Source organism: Streptomyces olivochromogenes, from assembly GCF_001514115.1.
GTDB classification, from domain to species: Bacteria; Actinomycetota; Actinomycetes; order Streptomycetales; family Streptomycetaceae; genus Streptomyces; species Streptomyces olivochromogenes.
Window position 1 is genome coordinate 208,238 of sequence record NZ_KQ948459.1, and the last position, 20,444, is coordinate 228,681.

A 20,444-nucleotide genomic window follows, 5' to 3' on the forward strand; every position below is an offset into this window, starting at 1 on the left:
GGGTGATCGCATTCCTATGCTCTCCGGGCATGGAGCTGATCCAGAACACCGCCGACCTGTCCGCCTACTTGGCCGCCGACGAGGTCATCGACCATCACCATCCGCTCGTACGGGGGACGGCCGCGCGGCTGGCCAAGGGGGCCGTCGACTCGTATGCCTATGCGCGGTCGGCCTTCGAATTCGTGCGCGACACCATTCCGCACTCGCAGGACTCCGGCGATCTTCGGGTCACCTGGCGTGCCTCGGACGTGCTGGAGCGGCGCACCGGCATCTGCTACGCGAAGTCTCACGCCCTGGCCGCGCTGCTGCGGGCCGAGGACATCCCGACGGCGTTCTGCTACCAGAAGTTCGACGAGGTGCACGGGCTCGTCGCCGTACGGTTCAACGGCGCCTGGCACCGGCAGGACCCCCGAGGCAACACGCCGGGCGTGGACGCCCAGTTCTCCCTGGACGGCGAGCGGCTGGCCTTCACGCCCGACCCCGAGTTCGACGAGCTCGACTATCCGGTCCTGTACGCCGAACCTCATCCGGTCGTGCTGAGCGTCCTCAAGGCCGCCCCTGACCGGCCGTACCTCTGGAAGACGCTTCCCGCCGCGCTCTGAGGCCGATCACCCATCACCCGGACGCGGGCGAGGTGGTGTGGTGCGACGGGGCCGAACTCGCCGCACTCCTGGAGAAGTTCAGCCCCGGGACGCGGCGTGGATCACCGTCCACGCCGCGGCGTGACGATTCAGCGGGCCTCGGCCGCCTTCACCTCTTCGGGGGTCGGCGCCGTGCCGCCGAGGTGTGCGGGCATCCACCACGTGTCGTCCGGGCCCTTGGGGCGGACCGGATAGGCGCGCTGCGCGGCCTCCAGGAGCTCCTGGACACGCCCGCGCAGCCCCCGGGTGATGGCGCCCGCGTACTGGTCCTGCGGCGCCTCCACCGGTTCGCCGACCCGGATGGTGATCGGGGTGTGGCTGCGCTTGAAGTTGCGCGGGTGGCCCTTGGTCCACAGCCGCTGGGTGCCCCACAGGGCCATCGGGATCAGCGGCACGCCGGCCTCCTGGGCCATGCGCGCGGCACCCGACTTGAAGCTCTTCAGGGTGAAGGACTGGGAGATGGTCGCTTCGGGAAAGACGCCGACGATCTCGCCGGACCGCAGTGAATCCAGCGCGTGCTGATACGCCGTCTCGCCCTGCTTGCGGTCCACCGGGATGTGCTTCATGCCCCGCATCAGCGGACCGGAGATCTTGTGCCGGAAGACCGACTCCTTCGCCATGAAACGCACCAGGCGCTTCTGGGGCAGGGTGGCCAGACCGTCGAAGATGAAGTCCAGATAACTGATGTGGTTGCTGACCAGCACGGCGCCGCCCGAGCGCGGAATGTTCTCCGATCCCTTGCAGTCGATCTTGAGGTCCCAGGCCTTGAACAACACTTGGGCGAGACCGACGACGGGACGGTAGACAAGCTCTGCCATGGACGGGGTGGACCCTTTCTCTCTGCTCGGGAAGGGGTCTCCCGGCGGGAAAGTTACGCAGCCGTAGGTTTACGGCATTGCGCAGATCGTGCCCCAAGAACGGACGAGTGGCCAGTCCCAGTGCCGCGATGCGGCGAGATCCTCGTCACGTGTCCCCTGATCGACCTCGCACTTCTAACTCACCGTCACTGGGCGCGTACGGTCAACCGACGTACGAGCAGGTACATCTCGCAGCCCAGGCAGTACCCGAACGCCGCGTTGAGGAACGCGGCCGCCAGCGCGCAGCCGGTCGCGGCGAACCCCAGCCAGTCGGGCCCCGCCGTGAAACCGATCAGACCCACGACGGCGAACACGAGCCCGACGGCCTGCGCGAACTGCGGCGGCTGCGGCGACTCGAACTGTGCGGGCGGCCCGAGTCGGGGGCGTACGACCTTCCGGAACAGCCAGCCGTAAGGAGAGCGCGCCACGCCGCCCGAGGCGCCCAGTGCGAACGCCAGTACCTGCCAGGCCAACAGCCAGGTGCTGCCGGTGATCAGAACGACCGCCAGTACGACGGTCGTCACGGCCGCACCGAACCGCGGCCCTCTTGCGTCAATGTCCATGAATCAAGCATTCCGTATGAACGGCGGTCCGTGGACCCGGGAATCTTTGCGGTCTCGTGAATGCTTGTGCTGGAGATGACCGGACTTGTGGTGTGCGTGGTGGTGCTCGCGGCGGCGAGCGCGTTCGGAGTGCTGCAACGGCGGCGGAGCGGGAGGGTGAGAGTGCGCGGGCGTGACGGTGGAAAGCGGCTCGGCGCGGCGGAGTTGGGGGAGGGGCTCGGTGAACGGGCCACGCTCGTCCAGTTCTCCAGCGCTTTCTGCGCTCCCTGCCGGGCCACCCGGCGGGTGCTCGCCGAGGTGGCCGGAATGGTCCCGGGCGTGCACCACGTGGAGATCGACGCCGAGGACCGCCTCGAACTCGTCCGCGAACTCGAGATCCTCAAGACCCCGACCGTGCTCGTCCTCGACGCCGACGGACGGATCGTGCGGCGCGCGACCGGACAGCCGCGCAAGGCGGATGTGATCGCGGCGCTGGGAGAGGCCGTCTGACTCGTGGCGATCATGGTGAGGCATCTCGCAGATGACCGGACGTACTTGACTGCACGCACCACCTATCGTCAACCTGACCGTATGCCCCCGGAACTCCTTCTCTTCGAGCGCGTCCACGTGGACCTGGCCCGCACCGCGAGTGCGCGCTGTCCGGTCTGTTGAGCACCTACGGACCTTCCCCCACTCTCGGCTTCGCTCGAGCGGGGGGACCCCACGTCACCCCTCGCAGAAGGACGACTCCATGACGGCCACGCCCGACCTGGACAGTTTTCGGCTCGCTTCTCCCGATGCGCAACTCGCCTCACCCGACCTCCTGCGCTCCGTCTTCCGGCAGCACGCGGCCGGTGTCGCCGTGATCACGGCGCAGGGCGGCTCGGGTCCGGTGGGCTTCACCGCCACCTCGCTCAGCTCGGTCTCCGCCGAACCCCCGATCGTCTCCTTCGGCATCGGTGTCGGCGCCTCCAGCTGGCCCACGATCTCCGAGTCCGACCACGTCGGCATCCACATACTCGGTGAGCACCAGCAGGAACTCGCCGCCACCTTCGCCCGCAGCGGCGCCGACCGCTTCGGCGCGCCCACCCGTTGGCGCAAGGGCCCGGAAGGTGTTCCCGTCCTCGACGGCGTACTGGCCTGGCTCGTCTGCCGGGTCGCGGCGCGGGTGCCGGCCGGGGACCATCGCATCGTGCTGGCCGAGGTCGTCCTCGGTGATCCGTCGGGCGTGGGCCGCCCGCTGCTGTACCACCAGGGCCGCTTCAACGGCCTGCGCGACTGAAGCTACTCGCCGGTCCTACTGGTGAGTCCTACTCGTCGGTTACGCAGCGTTGCCAAGGTCACAGTTCAAAGCGCTTGCTTAGTGGGCAGGAACTGGGTGTACTGGCGAGTAATATTTCGTTCGGAGCGCGGGCCGCCCCGACCGGGATCGGCCGCTTCAGGCGCCTATGCTGCCTGAAAGAAGGCAGCCCAGAAATGACGATGCAGTAGGAGAGCCGGCGTGAGCTTGAGGATCGTTGTCACTGTGAAGTACGTGCCCGACGCCACTGGCGACCGGCACTTCGCCGATGACCTGACCGTGGACCGTGACGACGTGGACGGTCTGCTCTCGGAGCTCGACGAATACGCGGTGGAGCAGGCGCTGCAGATCGCCGACGAAGCGGACGACGCCGAGATCACCGTGCTGACCGTCGGCCCCGAGGACGCCAAGGACGCGCTGCGCAAGGCGCTTTCCATGGGCGCGGACAAGGCCATCCACGTCGAGGACGACGACCTGCACGGCACCGACGCGATCGGTACGTCGCTGGTGCTCGCCAAGGCGATCGAGAAGGCCGGCTACGACCTGGTCATCTCCGGCATGGCCTCGACCGACGGCACCGCCGGTATCGTCCCCGCCCTGCTGGCCGAGCGCCTGGGTGTCCCGCAGGTCACCCTGCTCTCCGAGGTCTCCGTCGAGGACGGCGTCGTCAAGGGCCGCCGTGACGGTGACAGCGCGTCCGAGCAGCTGGAGGCCTCCCTCCCGGCCGTCGTGTCGGTGACCGACCAGTCGGGTGAGGCGCGCTACCCCTCCTTCAAGGGCATCATGGCCGCCAAGAAGAAGCCGGTGGAGTCCTGGGACCTGGAGGACCTGGAGATCGAGGCGGACGAGGTCGGTCTCGAGGGCGCCTGGACCAAGGTCGACTCCGCGACCGAGCGCCCGGCGCGCACGGCCGGCACGATCGTCAAGGACGAGGGCGAGGGCGGCAAGCAGCTCGCCGAGTTCCTCGCGGGCCAGAAGTTCATCTAAAGGCCCGTTCGAGGCTCGCTGAACCTCCACTCGCTGACCGCCCCTCATCTTTCGTAAGCAGGAGAGAAGAAGTCCCATGGCTGAAGTTCTCGTCTACGTCGACCACGTGGACGGCGCCGTCCGCAAGCCCACCCTGGAGCTGCTGACGCTGGCCCGCCGCATCGGTGAGCCCGTCGCCGTCGCCCTCGGCTCCGGCGCCGAGGCCACCGCCCCCGCGCTCGCCGAGCACGGCGCGGTCAAGGTCCTCACGCACGACGCCGCCGAGTACGCCGACTACCTGGTCGTCCCGAAGGTGGACGCGCTCCAGGCCGCGTACGAGGCCGTCTCCCCGGCCGCCGTGCTCGTCCCGTCCTCCGCCGAGGGCAAGGAGATCGCGGCGCGTCTCGCGATCCGCATCGGCTCCGGCATCATCACGGACGCGACCGACCTGGAGGCCGGCGACGAGGGCCCGGTGGCCACGCAGTCCGCGTTCGCCGCCTCCTTCACCACCAAGTCCCGTGTCGCCAAGGGCACCCCGGTCATCACGGTCAAGCCGAACTCGGCCGCCGTGGAGGCCGCCCCGGCCGCGGGCGCCGTCGAGGCCCTCGCGGTCTCCTTCTCCGAGAAGGCCACCGGCACCAAGGTCACCGCGCGTACCCCGCGCGAGTCGACCGGCCGCCCCGAGCTGACCGAGGCCGCGATCGTGGTCTCCGGCGGCCGTGGCGTCAACGGCGCCGAGAACTTCTCGATCATCGAGAACCTGGCCGACTCGCTCGGTGCCGCCGTGGGTGCCTCGCGTGCCGCGGTCGACGCCGGCTGGTACCCGCACACCAACCAGGTCGGCCAGACCGGCAAGTCCGTCTCGCCGCAGCTGTACATCGCCTCCGGCATCTCCGGCGCGATCCAGCACCGCGCCGGTATGCAGACGTCGAAGACGATCGTGGCGATCAACAAGGACGCCGAGGCGCCCATCTTCGACCTGGTCGACTACGGCGTGGTCGGCGACCTCTTCGAGGTCGTCCCGCAGCTCACCGAGGAGATCAAGACCCGCAAGGGCTGATCGATTCCGGCTCCGGCCGTACGAGGCCCCCGTGACCGCCCGCGCGGTCACGGGGGCCTCGCTCATGCCAGACTCAGCCAGGCCTGCACGGGCAGATGGTCACTCGGGAACTGCCCGTCCACCGAGAAGGTGTTGACGGCCGCACGGTGCACACTCACCCCGGGGCCGACCAGGATCCAGTCGATACGGTCGCCGTCCGGCGTCAACGGCTGGTAGCCGTGGAAGGTCCCGTAGAGCGTGCCGCGCTCGGCCGCCGTGTCCCAGGTGTCGACGAGCCCGGCGCCCAGCATCGCTTCGTACGCCGGGTTCTGGTGGGCGACGGCATTGAAGTCGCCGGTCACGACGAGCGGCAGAGCGCGGTCGAAGCGCGCGATGCGTTCGGAGATCAGACGCGCGGCACGCATGCGCGCGTACTGACTCGCGTGGTCCAGATGGGTGTTGAGCACATAGAACTCCCGTGCGTCCCGCAGGTCGCGGAAGCGGACCCAGGTGACGATGCGCGGGAAGGCGGCGCCCCAGGTGTTCGAGCCGATCAGCTCGGGGGTGTCGGAGAGCCAGAAACTGTCGTGCTCGACCGGTGCCAGCCGACGGGTGTCGAAGAAGATCGCCACCGCCTCGTCATGGCTGCCGCCCACGCGGCCCGTGCCGATCCAGTCGTAGTGCGGTCCGAGGTCGGAATCGATGTCACGCAGTTGCTGGTAGATGCCCTCCTGGGTGCCGATGACGTGGGGAGCCTCCCGGCGCAGCAGCTCGCGCATCACCGGGCGGCGCACGGCCCAGCTGTTGGGCTCGGCGGTGCTCGCGAAGCGCAGGTTGTACGTCATGACCTCCAGGCGGTGGCCGCCGCGCCGGCTGGCGGAGGCGGACGCCGTGGTGAGCAGGGGTATGGCGACCGCGGCGGCCACCACCGTCCGCAGACCCAGGCGTCGCGTCACTCTGAGGGCGTTCGACATGTGTGATCCCCTCCCCTCGGGGCCAGCATGAGGGGTGTGCCCCGCGACGCGAAAGAAGGCGTGGGACAGGAGTGCACATGACGGACCACGCCGTGGACAGGTGTTGACCATCAGGAAGGGCCATGGATAACTTCGCTCTACGGATTGTTGATTCCGTGGAGCGGAAAACTGGAGGGTGTGGGATGGGTCAGGGCCAGCAGGAGAACGTGGCGACGAGCCTCGCGGGCGCCGTCAGCGAGGAGATCAGCGCCTCCCTCGCCCCGGTCGACGCGGAACTGGCGCGGCGTTACCCCGGAGACCCCGGCACCCGGCAGCCCGTCCACACCGTGTACGTCCCCGGCGACGTGTTCGCCGCCGACACCATCCGCTCCTGGGGCGACCGGGCCCTCGCCGCCCTCGACGAGCACGCCCCCGACGCGGCGTCCTTCGCCGCCGTCCTCGGCCTCACCGACGACCTCGCCGAACCCGTGTACGACCGCGTACGAGCCAAGCTGGAGCGCGAGCCCATCGAGGACCTGCGGGTCGACTTCGAGGACGGCTACGGCCCGCGCCCGGACGCCGAGGAGGACGAGGCGGCGGCCCGCGCGGCGCGCCTGATCGCCGAGGCGTACGAGAACGGCACGGCGGCCCCGTACATGGGCATCCGCATGAAGTGCATGGAGGCGCCGGTACGGGACCGGGGCATCCGCACGCTCGACATCTTCCTGACGGGTCTGATGGAGTCGGGAGGTCTGCCCGCGGGGCTCGTGCTGACGCTGCCCAAGGTGACGTACGCCGAGCAGGTCACCGCGATGGTCCGGCTCCTGGAGGAGTTCGAGAAGGCGCGCGGCCTGGAGCCCGGCCGCATCGGCTTCGAGATCCAGATCGAGACCAGCCAGTCCATCCTCGCGACCGACGGCACCGCGACCGTCGCCCGGATGATCCAGGCCGCCGAGGGCCGCGCCACCGGACTGCACTACGGCACCTTCGACTACAGCGCCTGCCTCGGCGTCAGCGCCGCCTACCAGGCCAGCGACCATCCGGCCGCCGACCACGCCAAGGCGATCATGCAGGTCGCGGCGGCCGGCACCGGCGTACGCGTCTCGGACGGCTCCACCAACGTGCTGCCGATCGGCCCCACCGAGAAGGTCCACGACGCCTGGCGCCTCCACTACGGCCTCACCCGCCGCGCCCTGGCCCGTGCCTACTACCAGGGCTGGGACATGCACCCCGGCCACATCCCGACCCGCTACGCCGCCGTCTTCGCCTTCTACCGCGAGGGCTTCGAACAGGCGGCCGCCCGCCTCTCCCGCTACGCCAACCACACCGACGGCGACGTCATGGACGAGCCCGCCACCGCCAAGGCCCTCAGCGGCTACCTCCTGCGCGGCCTGGACTGCGGTGCCCTCGACATCGCGGAGGTGGCGAGGGTGACCGGCCTGACGAGGGCCGACCTGGAAGGATTTGCGGTGCCGAGGCGCGGCGACCTGACCGTCTCTGCGAAGTAGAGCGCCCCGAAAGGGGCGCGGGGCTGTGACACTGTGCGGCTCCGCCGCGTGGGCGCGACCAGCCGCATTGGGCCCGCACTGTGACGACGGACCGCCTACGCGTACCTCTCAAGCCCGGAAGCAATGGTGAGCCCCTCCGAGGCGAACAGCCGGGTCCCCCGTGCGCAGAGCGCGGCGTCGCCACGCGCCCGCGCGCAGAAATCCTCCGGCGTCTCCCCGAACAGCTCCCGCAGCCGCTCCGACCCGGCGAGCAGTGAGGCGAGCAGCGGGCGCTCGCCGGGGTGCAGGCGAGGTGTCCCGGAGCCGTTGTGGAGAACCCCGCGGCGGTTGACGTACACATGGGCACCGGGCAGGAGCTCACCGGAGTCCAACACGATCCGCACCTCGGAGGCGGACAGCCACGCCCGGCCGTACGCCCCCTCGGCCACCGCGACGCCCTCACTCGCGTCCACCACCGCGAGCTGCGCCGCGTCCAGCCACGTGAGGAACAACTCGCCGACGGCGCCCGGCGCGTGGAACGGCGACGCGGACACGTACCCCATCGGACTCACATGGGCCGAGACGCCGACCCCGAGGCCGAAGACCCGCGTCTTCACCATCGGGATCGTGCCCGACACCCCGGACCGCGCCATCTTGTGCCGGAGTTGGGCCGGGCAGGCGTTGGAGCCGACCGCCAGGACCGGGACGCGGTCCTCGTACACCCCGCGCGTGAGCGGCAACAGCCGGTCCCCGTCGAGGAGTACGGACTCCTCGGGCCGGGCGCCCGGGTAGCTCAGCGGGTGCTCGCGGGGCGCCTCGGCGAGGCCGAGCGCTTCGAGAGTGCGCGGGTCCGGCTCGGCCACGGCTCAGTCCGCGGGCGGCAGTTCGCCCGAGCCGCGGGTGATCAGACGGGTCGGGAGTTCGATGCGTTCCGGGGTGATGAGGGTGCCCTCCAGCTGGCGGAAGAGGCGTTCGGCGGCGGTGCGGCCGAGGGTGGCGGCGTCCTGGGCGACGACGGTGACGCCGGGCTCGAGGAGGTCGGCGAGCTCGATGTCGTCGAAGCCGACGAGGGCGACGGGCCGACCGCGCTCGGCGATGACACGGACGACCGTGACGGTGACGCGGTTGTTGCCGGCGAAGACCGCGGTGACGGGGGAGGGGCCGGACAGCATGTCCTCGGCCGCCTTCCGCACCCGCTGCGGGTCGGTGACGCCCAGGGACATCCAGTCGTCCTCGACGGGTATGCCCGCGTCCTCCATGGCCGCCCGGTAGCCGCGCAGCCGCTCGGCGGCGGTGTGGATACGCGGCATGTCGCCGATGAAGCCGATCCGGCGGTGGCCGTGGGCGATCAGGTGGGCGACGCCGTCGCGGGCCCCGCCGAAGCTGTCGGACAGCACCACGTCGGCGTCGATCTGTCCCGCCGGGCGGTCCACGAACACCGTGGCGACGCCCGCCTTGATCTCGGGCTCCAGATAGCGGTGGTCGTCCCCGGCCGGGATGATCACCAGCCCGTCCACGCGGCGTGCGCACAGGGCGAGGACCAGTTCCTGTTCGCGGTCGGGGTCCTCGGCGCTGGAGCCGTTGATGAGCAGCGCGCCGTGGGCGCGGGCCACCTCCTCGACCGCGCGGCTCAGGGGGCCGTAGAAGGGGTCGGCGAGGTCCTCCAGGACGAGGCCGATGCTCGCGGTGCGGCCTTTGCGCAGCACCCGGGCGCTGTCGTTGCGGCGGAAGCCCAGCGCGTCGATGGCCTCCTGGACGCGGCGCTCGGTGTCCGGAGTGACTCCGGGCTCACCGTTGACGACCCGCGAGACCGTCTTGAGGCCCACCCCGGCTCGTGCCGCCACGTCCTTCATGGTCGGACGGTTGCCGTAGCGGTTCTCGGATCGGCGGGCGGTCTCTGCCACGATGCGCTGTCCTGTCCTGTCGTCCACGGTTCCCGTCGTCCACGCGGCGGTCCCTGTCGGCCACGGGTCCTGTTGTCCACGGGGGTGCGTCGGTCCATGGGGTTGTATGAGGATGTGGCGTCGAGCATAGAGCCTGGACAACGTTGTCAGATGCGGGAGACACTGTCCACCGCATTCTCCGGCCTGCGCCCCCCATCGCGAGACCGGTCTGCCCCTTTCGCCAGGTTCACCGGGAGAACTGACACTGATGCACACCGACCTCGTGGCCGCGCTCGACATCGGCGGCACCAAGATCGCCGGAGCGCTGGTGGACGGCCGCGGCCGCATTCTTCTGCGCGCGCAGCGCGCGACGCCCGCGCAGGAGGACGGCGACACCGTGATGGGGGCCGTCGAGGAGGTGCTCGGCGAGCTGACCGGGTCACCGCTGTGGAACCGGGCGGGAACCGTCGGCATCGGCAGCGCGGGGCCGGTGGACGCCTCCGCGGGCACGGTGAGCCCGGTGAACGTGGCCGGCTGGCGCGACTACCCGCTCGTCGAGCGGGTCCGCGCGGCGACCGGGGGCCTGCCGGTCGAGCTGATCGGCGACGGGGTGGCCATCACGGCCGCCGAGCACTGGCAGGGTGCGGCGCGCGGCCATGACAACGCCCTGTGCATGGTGGTCTCGACGGGTGTCGGGGGCGGGCTGGTCCTGAACGGTCAGCTCCACCCCGGTCCCACGGGCAACGCGGGCCACATCGGGCACATCAGCGTGGACCTCGACGGTGACGCCTGCCCGTGCGGTTCGCGCGGCTGCGTGGAGCGCATCGCGAGCGGCCCGAACATCGCGCGGCGGGCGCTGGAGAGCGGCTGGCGGCCGGGGCCCGACGGTGACACCTCGGCCGCCGCGGTGGCCGCCGCCGCGCGCGAGGGCGACCCGGTGGCGGTGGCCTCGTTCGAACGCGCGGCGAAGGCGCTGGCGGCGGGCATCGCGGCGACCGCGACCCTCGTCGAGATCGACATCGCCGTCATCGGCGGGGGCGTGGGCAAGGCCGGGGACGTGCTCTTCGCGCCGCTCCGCAAGGCGCTGGCCGACTACGCCACCCTGTCCTTCGTGCGGCGGCTGACCGTGGCGCCCGCACTGATGGGCACGGACGCCGGTCTTGTCGGCGCGGCGGCGGCCGCGCTCAGCAGGCAGCCGAGCAGCACCGCGGAGCGGGTCGCGGGCTGAGCGCCGCGCCGAGCCGCGGCTGATCGGCCGGGGCCCGGGATGGCCCGCCGGGTCGGGGGCCGCCGGCCCCACCCGGGTCGGCGGACTGCTGAGCGCGGCCGCCGCCGCGGTTCGCGGGTCAGGGCCGGGTGCGCCGACCAGTGGTGCGGGTGATCCACCGGGGGCGATGGGGGTGTCGGGGGGTGAGTGGAACCCGGTCGCGGCTCGAGCCGTGACCGGGCCTGCGGTCCGGGACCGACGGCGCCTGCGAGGAGCCTGCTCGGGCCGATTTCCCCGGGCGCGGTCGGCTCGACCCCGGTCGTGCCGAGCACGTCGGTCGCCGGCGGAGTGTCCGGGGCGGGGTGCCGGCGTGGGGCGGCCCGACGGCCGACAGGGGCCGATCGGCCGGGTTTCCACCCGCTGCCGAGCCGCAGGAGGCCCCCGGCTCGGCGCATTGCTCAGCAGGTCAGTCGGGCGTCCGCCCAGTCCGCGTGGTCCGAGTCGACGCCGTCGCCGCCGTCGGTGACGACGAGGCGGACGACCTGGGCGCCGGTCACGTCGGCCGAGACCGGCTGGGCCGGCATGGCGTTGGTGAGGACCCCGGTCGAGGCGACCAACGCGCCGTCCGCCCAGATCTCGAACGCGACGGTGCCCTTGGCGCCCTTCTCGTCGTCGACGCCGACATCCGCGGTGACGGTCCGGCACCGCTTGCCGGTGTAGTACTCGATGGCGCTCGGGGCGTGCGCACCGAGTCCCCTGGCGTAGACGACTCCGCCGAGAGTGATCGGATGACCGTCGCCCGCGGCGCTCTCCCCGTTGCTGGTGTTGCGTTCAACCGGGCCGAATCCATTGGTCGTCGACAGCCATGGCAGGTCGCCGAGGTAGGAGACGCCCGAAGGGGGAGCCACGACGACCGACACCGTGAGCGGGAGCACGCTCTCGGTGCGTATGCCGGTCGGTGAGCGGTACGTGGCCCTGAGCGTCAGGCCGTACGATCCCGCGGCCGTGCCCTCGGGCGCGGTGACCCGCCACTTCGTACGCAGGGAGTGTCCCGTGCGTACCGTGCCCGCCGTGGTCGGTGAGGCGGCCGCGACCTTCCAGCCCGTCGGGCCGCTCAGCGCCACCGAGACGTACCGCGCGGGCGTACGGCCGAGGTCGGTCACCGCCGACGTCAGGGAGACCGGCTTGCCCGACTCCACCAACGGGCTTCCGTCCAGGCCGAGTTCGACGGCGGGCGGGTTCTTGGCCCAGTGGCGGTCGGCCGAGACGCGGACGAGGACCGTGCCGTGCGCGGGGACGGTCGCGGAGATGGCGCCGGCGGTGTTGTAGCTCCGGTGCTGCCACAGGTCGCGCAGGGTGTAGCCGTGGGCGGCCGGCAATCCCACGGCCGCCGTGGTCGTGGCGATGTGCTGGGCGCTGCCGGTCTCGTTGAACAGCGCCACCGTCCGGCTGCCGTCCTTCATCTCCTTGGCGACGACCCAGCGTCCGCCCGCGGAGGAGAGCACGGTGCCCTGCCTGCCCAGGGGGTCCTGGTCGACCGCGATGACTTCCTTGTTGTCGAGGATGTCGAAGGTGGCGGGCGACGCCTTGCGCAGATCCGAGCCGATGAGCAGCGGAGCCGCCATGACCGACCACATCGAGAAGTGCGAGCGGTACTCGGTGTCGGTCATGCCTCCGTTGCCGACCTCCAGCATGTCCGGGTCGTTCCAGTGACCGGGACCCGCGTGCGGGGCGAGGGGCAGGTTCTGCTTGAGGATCGACAGCATCGAGCCCCAGTTGTCGCTGATGTCACCGGTCGTGCGCCACAGATGTCCGACGTCCGAGGCCCACTCCCAGGGCTTGTTCTCGCCCCATTCGCAGAGGCTGTAGACGATGGGCCGCCCGGTCGCCTTGAGCGCGTCCCGCATGGTCGTGTACCGCAGCTTGGCGTCCACGCCCTGGTTGTTGCAGTTGTCGTACTTGAGGTAGTCGACGCCCCAGTCCGCGAACTGCCGGGCGTCGCTGTACTCGTGGCCGAGGGCGCCCGGGAACCCGACGCTGTCGCACGTCTTCGTGCCCGCGCTGGTGTAGATGCCGAGCTTGAGTCCCTTGGCGTGGATGTAGTCGGCGACCGCCTTGATCCCGTTCGGGAAGCGCACCGGGTCGGGTACCAGCTTGCCGTCGGCGTCCCGGGACGGCAGGGCCCAGCAGTCGTCCAGATTCACGTACTGGTACCCGGCGTCCTTGAGCCCCTTCTCCACGAAGAGGTCCGCGATCCCCTTGACCATGGTCTCGTTGAACTCGGCCCGGCAGTGCGTGGAGTTCCAGTTGTTGAAGCCCATCGGAGGGGTGAGCGCGAGGCCGTCGGCCAGGGCGGGGGACGCGGGGGCTTCGGTGGGGGCGGGGGCGGCCAGGGCCTCCGGGGCGGTCAGGCCGGTCGTACACAACAGGGCCGTCGCGAGTGCTCCGACCACTCTTCGGCTGGTTGTGCGGGTGGGAAGGTGACGCATCGTTACGTTCCTCCGAACTCGCGAAAGATAGGATGACTGCATGTCCGCGACAAGGGTGCGCGCTTACGGTAGGACCTGTCCAACTCTGTTGGAAGAGAAGTGGTAACGGTTGTTCGATATCTCGTCCGAACCCTTGACGACACTCCGACATGGGAGTGAGATCCAAGCCTCGCGTTCGGTTGTGTTGGGTGGCACCCCGAGGAGGGGGACATGGCACAGTCATCGTTGAAGGGGACCGTTGTGCCCGAAGGCACCTCAGGTCATCGGATGTCCCGGCGAAATCTCTTGCGTGGTGCGGCCCTCGGCGCCGGCGCGCTCACGCTCCCCGCCCTGCTGTCCGCCTGCGGCGACGGACCCGGCGGAAACAAGAACGAAGTCACCGTCGGGTCCAACGCCTCGGACCCGGTCCCCAAGAAGGCGTACGCGGCGGCCTTCTCGGCGTACGAGAAGAAGTCCGGCAAGAAGGTCAAGGTCAACACCAAGGACCACAACGACTTCCAGGAGAACATCAACCGCTATCTCCAGGGCACGCCCGACGACGTCTTCATGTGGTTCGCGGGATATCGCATGCAGTACTTCGCGGAGAAGGGACTCCTGCACGAGATCAGCGACGTGTGGAGCGGCTTCACCGGCTTCTCCGCGGCCCTGAAGGAGCAGTCCACCCACTCCGGCAAGCAGTACTTCGTGCCGTACTACTACTATCCGTGGGCCGTTTTCCACCGCAAGAGCCTCTTCCAGTCCAAGGGCTACCAACAGCCCAAGACCTGGGACGACTTCATCGCACTGGCCAAGCGGATGTCGAAGGACGGGACGCCCGTCGCCTTCTGCGACAAGGACGGCTGGCCCGCGATGGGCACCTTCGACTACATCAACATGCGCCTGAACGGATACGACTTCCACAAGTCCCTGATGGCCGGCACGGAGGCATGGACCGACGCCAAGGTGAAGAACGTCTTCGACACCTGGCGCGAGGTCATGCCCTACTACCAGAAGGGCGCCCTCGGCCGGACCTGGGAGGAGGCCGGGCAGAGCCTCCAGCAGCGCAAGACGGGGATGGCGGTCTTCGGAATGCCGCACCCGGGCACCCAGTTCCCCGAGAACGAACGCGACGACATCGACTTCTTCGCCTTCCCCGAGATCGACCCGCAGTACGCGCAGGACGCCGTGGAAGCACCCATCGACGGCTTCCTGGTCGCCAAGAAGTCGAAGAACCTCGACGGTGCCAAGGCCCTCCTGACATGGCTGGGCACCCCCACCGCCGAGAACACCTACCTCGCCCTCGACCCCAACAACGTGGCCGTCAACGACGGGGCCGACACCGCCAAGTACAGCGCCCTGCAGAAGAAGTCGGCCCAGCTCGTCTCGGGCGCCAAGCAGATCTCGCAGTTCATGGACCGCGACACCCGTCCGGACTTCGCCTCGACCGTGATGATCAAGGCGATCCAGGACTTCATCGGCAACCCGAAGGACGTCGACGGTCTCTGCAACAGCATCGAACGACAGAAGAAGACCATCTTCTCGTCGCCCGTCGGCTGATCACTGGGGGAAGACGTTCCGTGGCGCTCAACATCCCACGGCGCGCCGGACGACGGCGGCTGCGGCGCTTCACCCGCCGCGACACCGTCGTCCTCGGCGTGCTCCTCGGCATACCCGTCCTGCTCGACATCGTCATCGTCTGGGGCCCGACCCTCGCCTCCATCGGGCTCTCCTTCACCTCCTGGGACGGCGTCGGCGACATCCACTGGGTGGGCGGCGACAACTACAAGAACGTGTTCGAGAACTACCCGGCGTTCTGGCCCGCCGTCCGCCACAACGTCCTGTGGCTGCTCTTCCTCGGCCTGATCGCCACGCCGTTCGGACTGTTCCTCGCGGTGCTCATCGACCGCGGAGTGCGCTTCAGCCGCTTCTACCAGTCCGTGATCTACCTGCCGGTCGTGCTCTCGCTCGCCATCGTCGGCTTCATCGCCCAGCTGATCCTCGGCACCGACCAGGGCGTGGTCAACACGATCCTCAACAACCACGAGAACCCCATCGACTGGCTCGGCGACGCGCACCTCAACATCTGGATGATGATGATCGCGGCGAGCTGGCGGCACACGGGTTACGTCATGATCCTCTACCTCGCCGGACTCAAGTCCGTCGACCCGCAGCTGAAGGAAGCCGCCGCGATCGACGGCGCGAACGCCCGCCAGACCTTCTTCCGCGTCGTCTTCCCGACCCTGCGCCCGGTCAACGTGATCGTCGGTGTCATCACCGTCATCGAGGCGCTGCGCGCGTTCGACATCGTCTACGCGGTCAACAAGGGCCGCAACGGCCTGGAACTGCTCTCCGTCCTGATCACCGACAACATCATCGGAGAGGCCAGCCGCATCGGATTCGGCTCCGCCATCGCGGTAGTCCTGCTCACCGTCTCCCTGGGGTTCATCGTGACGTTCCTGGTCCAAGAGCTGCGAGGTGCGCGCGAACGATGACCGCCGACATCCGCACCGGCGCCCCCGTGCGCCCGGCACCCGCTCCGGAGAAGGCGCCCGCTCCCCGCCGCCGGCCGCGCCCGGGCCGTTTCGGCGTCCACATCTTCCTGATGGGCGTCTCGCTCGCCTTCCTCGCGCCGCTCCTGCTCGCCGTCTACGCCTCGCTGCGCCCGTACGAGGAGACGGCGCAGAACGGCTACTTCTCCTTCCCGAAGCACCTGTCCTTCGAGTACTACCGCCGCGCCTACAGCGAATCCGGTATGGGCAAGTACTTCACCAACACCCTGCTCATCGCCGTGCCCGCCGTCCTCGTGACCCTCTTCCTCGCCTCGTTCGTCGCCTTCGCCGTGTCCCGGCTGAAGCTGCGCGGGGGCCTCGTCCTGCTGATGTTCTTCACCGCGGGCAACCTGCTGCCCCAACAGGTCATCGTCACCCCGCTGTACGTCCTGTTCAACAGGATCCCGCTGCCGTGGTGGATGTCCGACTCGCTGACGATGTACGACTCCTACTGGGCCGTCATCATCGTCAACATCGGCTTCCAGATGGGCTTCTGCGTCTTCGTGCTGGCCAATTTCATGCGGACGCTGCCGCAGGAGATCCTCGAGGCCGCCATCGTCGACGGCGCGGGCGTGTGGACCCAGTTCTGGCGCATCACCCTCCCGCTGTGCCGCCCCGCCCTCGCGGCCCTCGGGACCCTCGAGTTCACCTGGATCTACAACGACTTCCTCTGGGCCCTGATCTTCATCTCCAACCCCGACAAGCTCCCGATCACGTCATCCCTCAACAACCTCCGCGGCCAGTTCTTCACCGACTACAACCTGCTGGCCGCGGGCTCCGTCCTCGTCGCCCTCCCCACGATCCTGGTCTTCCTGCTCCTGCAAAGGCACTTCGTCGCGGGGCTGACACTGGGGTCGACCAAGGGCTGATCCGCGCGTCACTCGCAGCCGACGCCGTCCCCGTCGCGGTCGAGGTGGCGGCCGTAGCCGGGATCTCCCACGTGGACGGGCGCGGCGCAGTTCTCGTAGTACACGGAGCCCCCGCCGCTGTCGTCGCTGCCGCCACCGCCCGCGACGGCGGGCTGCGCGGTGACCGTCGCGCGTACGGTCTTCGTGCTCCGCACGGTCACGGTCGCTGCGGGCGTCGCCGTGACCGTCTCCGTGGCCGTCCGCGTCGCGGTCGCGGTCGTCGTGGCGGTGACGGTGGTGGTCGGACCGGGCTTCGCCGTAGCGGACTCGGTGGTGTTTCCGCCGCTGTTGCCGATGCCGACGCCGATGAAGAGGGCCACGGCCAGCGCGGGCAGTACGTAGCGCTTGCGGGCCCAGCCCGGGGCGGTGCGGGTCGATGCGGCGGGTGGTGCCGTGTACGGGTTGGTCATGTCGTCCCCCCTGAGGTGTTTCGAGTGGGGTGACGGTAGTGCTGCCGAAGTGTCCGAAGTGGAGGAGTGGGAGTTGCGTGACCCACCCGTGACTCCTTGTCGCGTTCGGAGTTGAACCGGGCATGAAGAAGCGCAGCATGCTCGCCATCGCCTCCCTCGCCACCGGGTTCGTCGTCGCGGCGATCACCCCGTCCCACGCCGTCGACGGCGACTCCCTGGGCGACCTGCCCGTCAAGGACACGCTCAGCAGCCTCGACCACACGCTCGGCAGCGACAGCCTGGCCGTGGACGACACCACGCTCGGCCAGAACGACTGAGGCGAGGGAACGACAGGCGGCGCCGGTGCTCCCCGGGACGGAACACCGGCGCCGCGCTGTCGGCTCCCTCATCTGCGGCTGGTTTCCGTGGCAGGGTGAAGCGGGCAAGCCTCAGGGGGCCAATAGAAGAGGGGGAACTGTCCGTGATCGTCTGGATCAACGGAGCGTTCGGTGCAGGGAAGACCACCACCGCACGGGAACTGATCGACCTGATCCCGAACAGCACGCTCTTCGACCCCGAGGTGATCGGCGGCGAGCTCGCGCACCTGCTGCCCGCCAAACGCCTCGCCGAAGTCGGCGACTTCCAGGACCTGCCGATCTGGCGGCGCCTGGTGGTCGACACCGCGGCCGCCCTGCTCGCGGAGCTCGGCGGCGTGCTCGTGGTTCCCATGACCCTGCTGCGCCAGGAGTACCGTGACGAGATCTTCGGCGGCCTCGCCTCGCGCCGGATCGAAGTACGCCATGTGCTCCTCGCCCCGGCGGAAACGATCCTGCGGGCGCGCATAGCCGGCCGGGAGATACCCGAGGACCTCCCCGACGGCGAGATACGGGTGCGCCAGTGGTCCTACGACCACATCGAGCCCTACCGCGCGGCGCTCGCCTCCTGGCTCACCGCCGACGCCCACCCCGTCGACACCAGCGCCCTCACCCCGTACGACACCGCGCTGCGCGTCGCCGAAGCCGTACGCACCGGTGACGCGTCGGCGTGCGACATCGTGCAGACCCCCGAACCGACCTCCGAGACCGTCGCCGCCGGAGTCCTCCTCTTCGACGAGGAGGACCGGGTGCTGCTCGTCGACCCCACCTACAAGGCGGGCTGGGAGTTTCCCGGCGGCGTCGTCGAACCGGGGGAGGCTCCCGCGCGCGCGGGCATGCGCGAGGTCGCCGAGGAGACCGGCATACGGCTCGAGGACGTACCCGGTCTGCTGGTGGTGGACTGGGAGCCGCCCGCACCCCCCGGCTACGGCGGTCTGCGCCTTCTCTTCGACGGCGGCCGCCTCGACTCCGGCGAGGCCCACCGGCTGCTGCTGCCCGGCCCCGAGCTGCGCGCCTGGCGCTTCGTGACCGAGCGGGAGGCGGCGGACCTGCTGCCGCCGGTGCGCTACGAGCGGCTGTGCTGGGCCCTGCGGGCGCGGGAGCGCGGCGCCGCGCTGTATCTGGAGGCCGGTATACCGCTCGGCTGACGTCGAGACCGGGCCGCCCCTCGGCCGACGTCGACGGTGTACGGACACAGGGCGATCCGGCACCGATGGTCAACGGCGCACGGAGCGGAGGCTGTTCACGCAGTGGTTCGTACAGAGCGAGTGCGGTGGAGACGTCGCCGTACGTCTCGGCGCGCAACGGGACGGTCGCTCCGGGGCCGTTCACCAGGCCGAGCCGGAGGGTCCTCGCCGGGTGGCGAGGACCCTCTCGGCCGGGTGGTCAGCTCGCCGCGTACTTCTGGAGGAACAGCGCCTCCGTGACCGAGAGACGCTCCAGCTCGTCGGGCGAGACGCTCTCGTTCACGGCGTGGATCTGCGCCTTCGGCTCACTCAGGCCGATGAGCAGGATCTCCGCGTGCGGGTAGAGCGAGGCGAGGGTGTTGCACAGCGGGATGGAACCGCCCTGGCCCGCGGACTGCATCTCCTCGCCCGGGTAGGCGACCGCCATCGCCTCCGCCATCGCCGTGTACGCCGGGCTGGAGGTGTCGGCGCGGAACGGCTGGCCCTGGCCGATCTGCTCGGTGCTCACCCGCGCGCCCCACGGCGTGCGCGCCTCCAGATGCGCCTGCAGGAGCTTGCTCGCCTCGACCGCGTCCACGCCCGGCGGCACCCGCAGGCTCACCAGCGCACGCGCGCCCGCCTGCACGGACGGAGTGGCACCGACGACCGGCGGGCAGTCGATGCCGAGCACGGTGACGGCCGGACGTGCCCAGATGCGATCGGCGACCGTACCCGAGCCGATCAACTCGACCCCGTCCAGCACCTTGGCGTCCTTGCGGAACGCCTCCTCCTCGTACTGCAACCCATCCCAGCGGGCGTCCCCGGTCAGCCCGTCGATCGTCGTCGAACCGTCCTCGGCGCGCAGCGAGTCCAGTACGCGGATCAGCGCGCCCAGCGCGTCGGGCGCCGCCCCGCCGAACTGGCCCGAGTGCAGATTGCCTTCCAGCGTGTCGATCTGCACGCGAACGAGCGTCATCCCGCGCAGGGTCGAAGTGACCGTCGGCAGACCCAGCCGGAAGTTGCCGACGTCACCGATGACGATGGTGTCGGCGGTCAGCAACGCCGGGTGCTGCTCGGCGTACTGCTCCAGACCGCCCGTGCCCTGCTCCTCCGAACCCTCGACGATCACCTTGACGCCCACCGGAACGCCACCGTTCGCCTTCAGCGCGCGCAGCGCGAGCAGGTGCATGATGAACCCGCCCTTGCAGTCGGCGGCGCCGCGCCCGTACCAGCGGCCGTCGCGCTCCGTCAGCTCGAACGCCGGGGTCGTCCAGGCAGCCTCGTCCAGCGGCGGCTGCACGTCGTAGTGCGCGTACAGCAGCACGGTCTTGGCGCCCTCGGGCCCGGGCAGGAAGCCGTACACCGACTGCGTGCCGTCCGGGGTGTCCAGCAGCGCCACGTCCTGGAAACCCTCGGCGCGCAGCGCGTCGGCGACCCAGTTCGCGGCGCCCTCGCTCTCACTCCTCGGGTACTGGTCGAAGTCCGCCACCGACTTGAAGGCCACCAGTTCGGTGAGCTCCGCCTGCGCCCTGGGCATGAGCGAGGCGACGGTCTCGGCGACCGGATTCGACGACATGGGCACGCTCCTTGTAGGTGCGACGTTGTACTTCTGTGTACAAGTGATCGGGTGGTGCGTACGCGCGTCCCTGGTGTGCAGGGCGCATACGCCCCCGATCCTCCCACAGTGGCCTGCGGCGATGCCCGCCGTAGGATGC

20 protein-coding genes are annotated in these 20,444 nt (G+C 69.9%); 12 read left to right on the plus strand and 8 right to left on the minus strand.

The genetic code is table 11. The features are described 5' to 3' along the window. The first annotated feature begins 29 nt into the window (after positions 1-29). Positions 30-602 carry a transglutaminase-like domain-containing protein gene (locus AQJ27_RS24880; protein WP_067372911.1) on the plus strand — a complete coding sequence of 191 codons (573 nt, stop codon included), beginning with the start codon at positions 30-32 and terminating at the stop codon, positions 600-602. 128 nt (positions 603-730) lie between these two features. Here the strand turns inward: AQJ27_RS24880 and AQJ27_RS24885 are convergent, their stop codons facing one another. Together AQJ27_RS24885 and AQJ27_RS24890 are read right to left on the minus strand one after the other, a co-directional pair. Next, a complete protein-coding gene (locus AQJ27_RS24885) occupies positions 731-1,459 on the minus strand; it encodes a lysophospholipid acyltransferase family protein (protein WP_067372914.1) in 729 nt (242 codons plus the stop codon). 185 nt (positions 1,460-1,644) lie between these two features. Next, complete coding sequence (locus AQJ27_RS24890; RefSeq protein WP_067372918.1) at positions 1,645-2,061, minus strand: DUF4395 domain-containing protein; 417 nt, start codon at positions 2,059-2,061, stop codon at positions 1,645-1,647. A 75-nt stretch (positions 2,062-2,136) separates the two neighbouring features. Here AQJ27_RS24890 and AQJ27_RS24895 point away from each other — a divergent pair, with 75 nt between their 5' ends. The 4 genes from AQJ27_RS24895 to AQJ27_RS24910 all read left to right on the plus strand — a co-directional run bounded on the left by AQJ27_RS24895 (position 2,137) and on the right by AQJ27_RS24910 (position 5,366). Further along, the gene (locus tag AQJ27_RS24895; protein ID WP_067373516.1) at positions 2,137-2,550 is read left to right on the plus strand and encodes a TlpA family protein disulfide reductase; all 414 of its coding nucleotides are present in this window, start codon (positions 2,137-2,139) and stop codon (positions 2,548-2,550) included. A gap of 241 nt (positions 2,551-2,791) precedes the next feature. After that, on the plus strand, positions 2,792-3,322 hold the full coding sequence (locus tag AQJ27_RS24900; RefSeq protein WP_067372921.1) for a flavin reductase family protein: 531 nt from the start codon (positions 2,792-2,794) through the stop codon (positions 3,320-3,322). A 219-nt stretch (positions 3,323-3,541) separates the two neighbouring features. Beyond that, entirely contained in the window at positions 3,542-4,327 is a 786-nt protein-coding gene (locus AQJ27_RS24905; protein ID WP_054228809.1) for an electron transfer flavoprotein subunit beta/FixA family protein, read from the plus strand. A 76-nt stretch (positions 4,328-4,403) separates the two neighbouring features. Then, positions 4,404-5,366 (plus strand): electron transfer flavoprotein subunit alpha/FixB family protein, encoded by a 963-nt coding sequence (locus tag AQJ27_RS24910; RefSeq protein ID WP_067372924.1) that lies wholly within the window; start codon positions 4,404-4,406, stop codon positions 5,364-5,366. Positions 5,367-5,428: 62 nt separating this feature from the next. Here AQJ27_RS24910 and AQJ27_RS24915 read toward each other — a convergent pair whose 3' ends face one another. Beyond that, positions 5,429-6,319 carry an endonuclease/exonuclease/phosphatase family protein gene (locus AQJ27_RS24915; RefSeq protein ID WP_067372927.1) on the minus strand — a complete coding sequence of 297 codons (891 nt, stop codon included), beginning with the start codon at positions 6,317-6,319 and terminating at the stop codon, positions 5,429-5,431. Between the two features lie 182 nt (positions 6,320-6,501). Here AQJ27_RS24915 and AQJ27_RS24920 point away from each other — a divergent pair, with 182 nt between their 5' ends. Further along, complete coding sequence (locus AQJ27_RS24920) at positions 6,502-7,806, plus strand: DUF6986 family protein (RefSeq protein ID WP_067372930.1); 1,305 nt, start codon at positions 6,502-6,504, stop codon at positions 7,804-7,806. Between the two features lie 95 nt (positions 7,807-7,901). Here the strand turns inward: AQJ27_RS24920 and AQJ27_RS24925 are convergent, their stop codons facing one another. Both AQJ27_RS24925 and AQJ27_RS24930 read right to left on the minus strand, forming a co-directional pair. Continuing rightward, positions 7,902-8,648, minus strand: a complete 747-nt coding sequence (locus AQJ27_RS24925) for a hypothetical protein (protein ID WP_067372933.1) — start codon at positions 8,646-8,648, stop codon at positions 7,902-7,904. A gap of 3 nt (positions 8,649-8,651) precedes the next feature. Beyond that, complete coding sequence (locus AQJ27_RS24930) at positions 8,652-9,716, minus strand: LacI family DNA-binding transcriptional regulator (protein ID WP_079065229.1); 1,065 nt, start codon at positions 9,714-9,716, stop codon at positions 8,652-8,654. A gap of 220 nt (positions 9,717-9,936) precedes the next feature. Here AQJ27_RS24930 and AQJ27_RS24935 point away from each other — a divergent pair, with 220 nt between their 5' ends. Beyond that, positions 9,937-10,896: an ROK family protein gene (locus tag AQJ27_RS24935; RefSeq protein ID WP_067372939.1), complete on the plus strand. Its 960-nt coding sequence runs from the start codon at positions 9,937-9,939 to the stop codon at positions 10,894-10,896. A 437-nt stretch (positions 10,897-11,333) separates the two neighbouring features. On the opposite strand, the gene AQJ27_RS24940 is transcribed toward AQJ27_RS24935, so the two are convergent. Beyond that, positions 11,334-13,364 carry an NPCBM/NEW2 domain-containing protein gene (locus tag AQJ27_RS24940; RefSeq protein ID WP_201264326.1) on the minus strand — a complete coding sequence of 677 codons (2,031 nt, stop codon included), beginning with the start codon at positions 13,362-13,364 and terminating at the stop codon, positions 11,334-11,336. A 267-nt stretch (positions 13,365-13,631) separates the two neighbouring features. Between AQJ27_RS24940 and AQJ27_RS24945 the strand changes: the two genes are divergently transcribed. Genes AQJ27_RS24945 through AQJ27_RS24955 form a run of 3 tightly spaced genes read left to right on the plus strand, consistent with a single transcriptional unit; the run spans position 13,632 to position 16,761 of the window. Further along, a complete protein-coding gene (locus tag AQJ27_RS24945) occupies positions 13,632-14,900 on the plus strand; it encodes an ABC transporter substrate-binding protein (RefSeq protein WP_067372945.1) in 1,269 nt (422 codons plus the stop codon). A gap of 20 nt (positions 14,901-14,920) precedes the next feature. Beyond that, positions 14,921-15,835 carry a carbohydrate ABC transporter permease gene (locus AQJ27_RS24950; protein WP_079065231.1) on the plus strand — a complete coding sequence of 305 codons (915 nt, stop codon included), beginning with the start codon at positions 14,921-14,923 and terminating at the stop codon, positions 15,833-15,835. Continuing rightward, positions 15,832-16,761, plus strand: coding sequence for a carbohydrate ABC transporter permease (locus AQJ27_RS24955; RefSeq protein ID WP_054228799.1), 930 nt, complete (start codon positions 15,832-15,834; stop codon positions 16,759-16,761). Before AQJ27_RS24950 ends, AQJ27_RS24955 begins: the two co-directional genes overlap by 4 nt. An 8-nt stretch (positions 16,762-16,769) precedes the next feature. Here the strand turns inward: AQJ27_RS24955 and AQJ27_RS24960 are convergent, their stop codons facing one another. Further along, positions 16,770-17,210: an excalibur calcium-binding domain-containing protein gene (locus AQJ27_RS24960; RefSeq protein ID WP_067372948.1), complete on the minus strand. Its 441-nt coding sequence runs from the start codon at positions 17,208-17,210 to the stop codon at positions 16,770-16,772. A gap of 122 nt (positions 17,211-17,332) precedes the next feature. Here AQJ27_RS24960 and AQJ27_RS24965 point away from each other — a divergent pair, with 122 nt between their 5' ends. Together AQJ27_RS24965 and AQJ27_RS24970 are read left to right on the plus strand one after the other, a co-directional pair. Next, positions 17,333-17,527, plus strand: coding sequence for a hypothetical protein (locus tag AQJ27_RS24965; RefSeq protein WP_067372950.1), 195 nt, complete (start codon positions 17,333-17,335; stop codon positions 17,525-17,527). A 143-nt stretch (positions 17,528-17,670) separates the two neighbouring features. Then, positions 17,671-18,711, plus strand: coding sequence for an NUDIX hydrolase (locus tag AQJ27_RS24970; protein ID WP_067372952.1), 1,041 nt, complete (start codon positions 17,671-17,673; stop codon positions 18,709-18,711). Between the two features lie 238 nt (positions 18,712-18,949). On the opposite strand, the gene AQJ27_RS24975 is transcribed toward AQJ27_RS24970, so the two are convergent. Beyond that, the gene (locus tag AQJ27_RS24975; protein ID WP_067372954.1) at positions 18,950-20,305 is read right to left on the minus strand and encodes a dipeptidase; all 1,356 of its coding nucleotides are present in this window, start codon (positions 20,303-20,305) and stop codon (positions 18,950-18,952) included. Between the last annotated feature and the right edge of the window lie 139 nt (positions 20,306-20,444).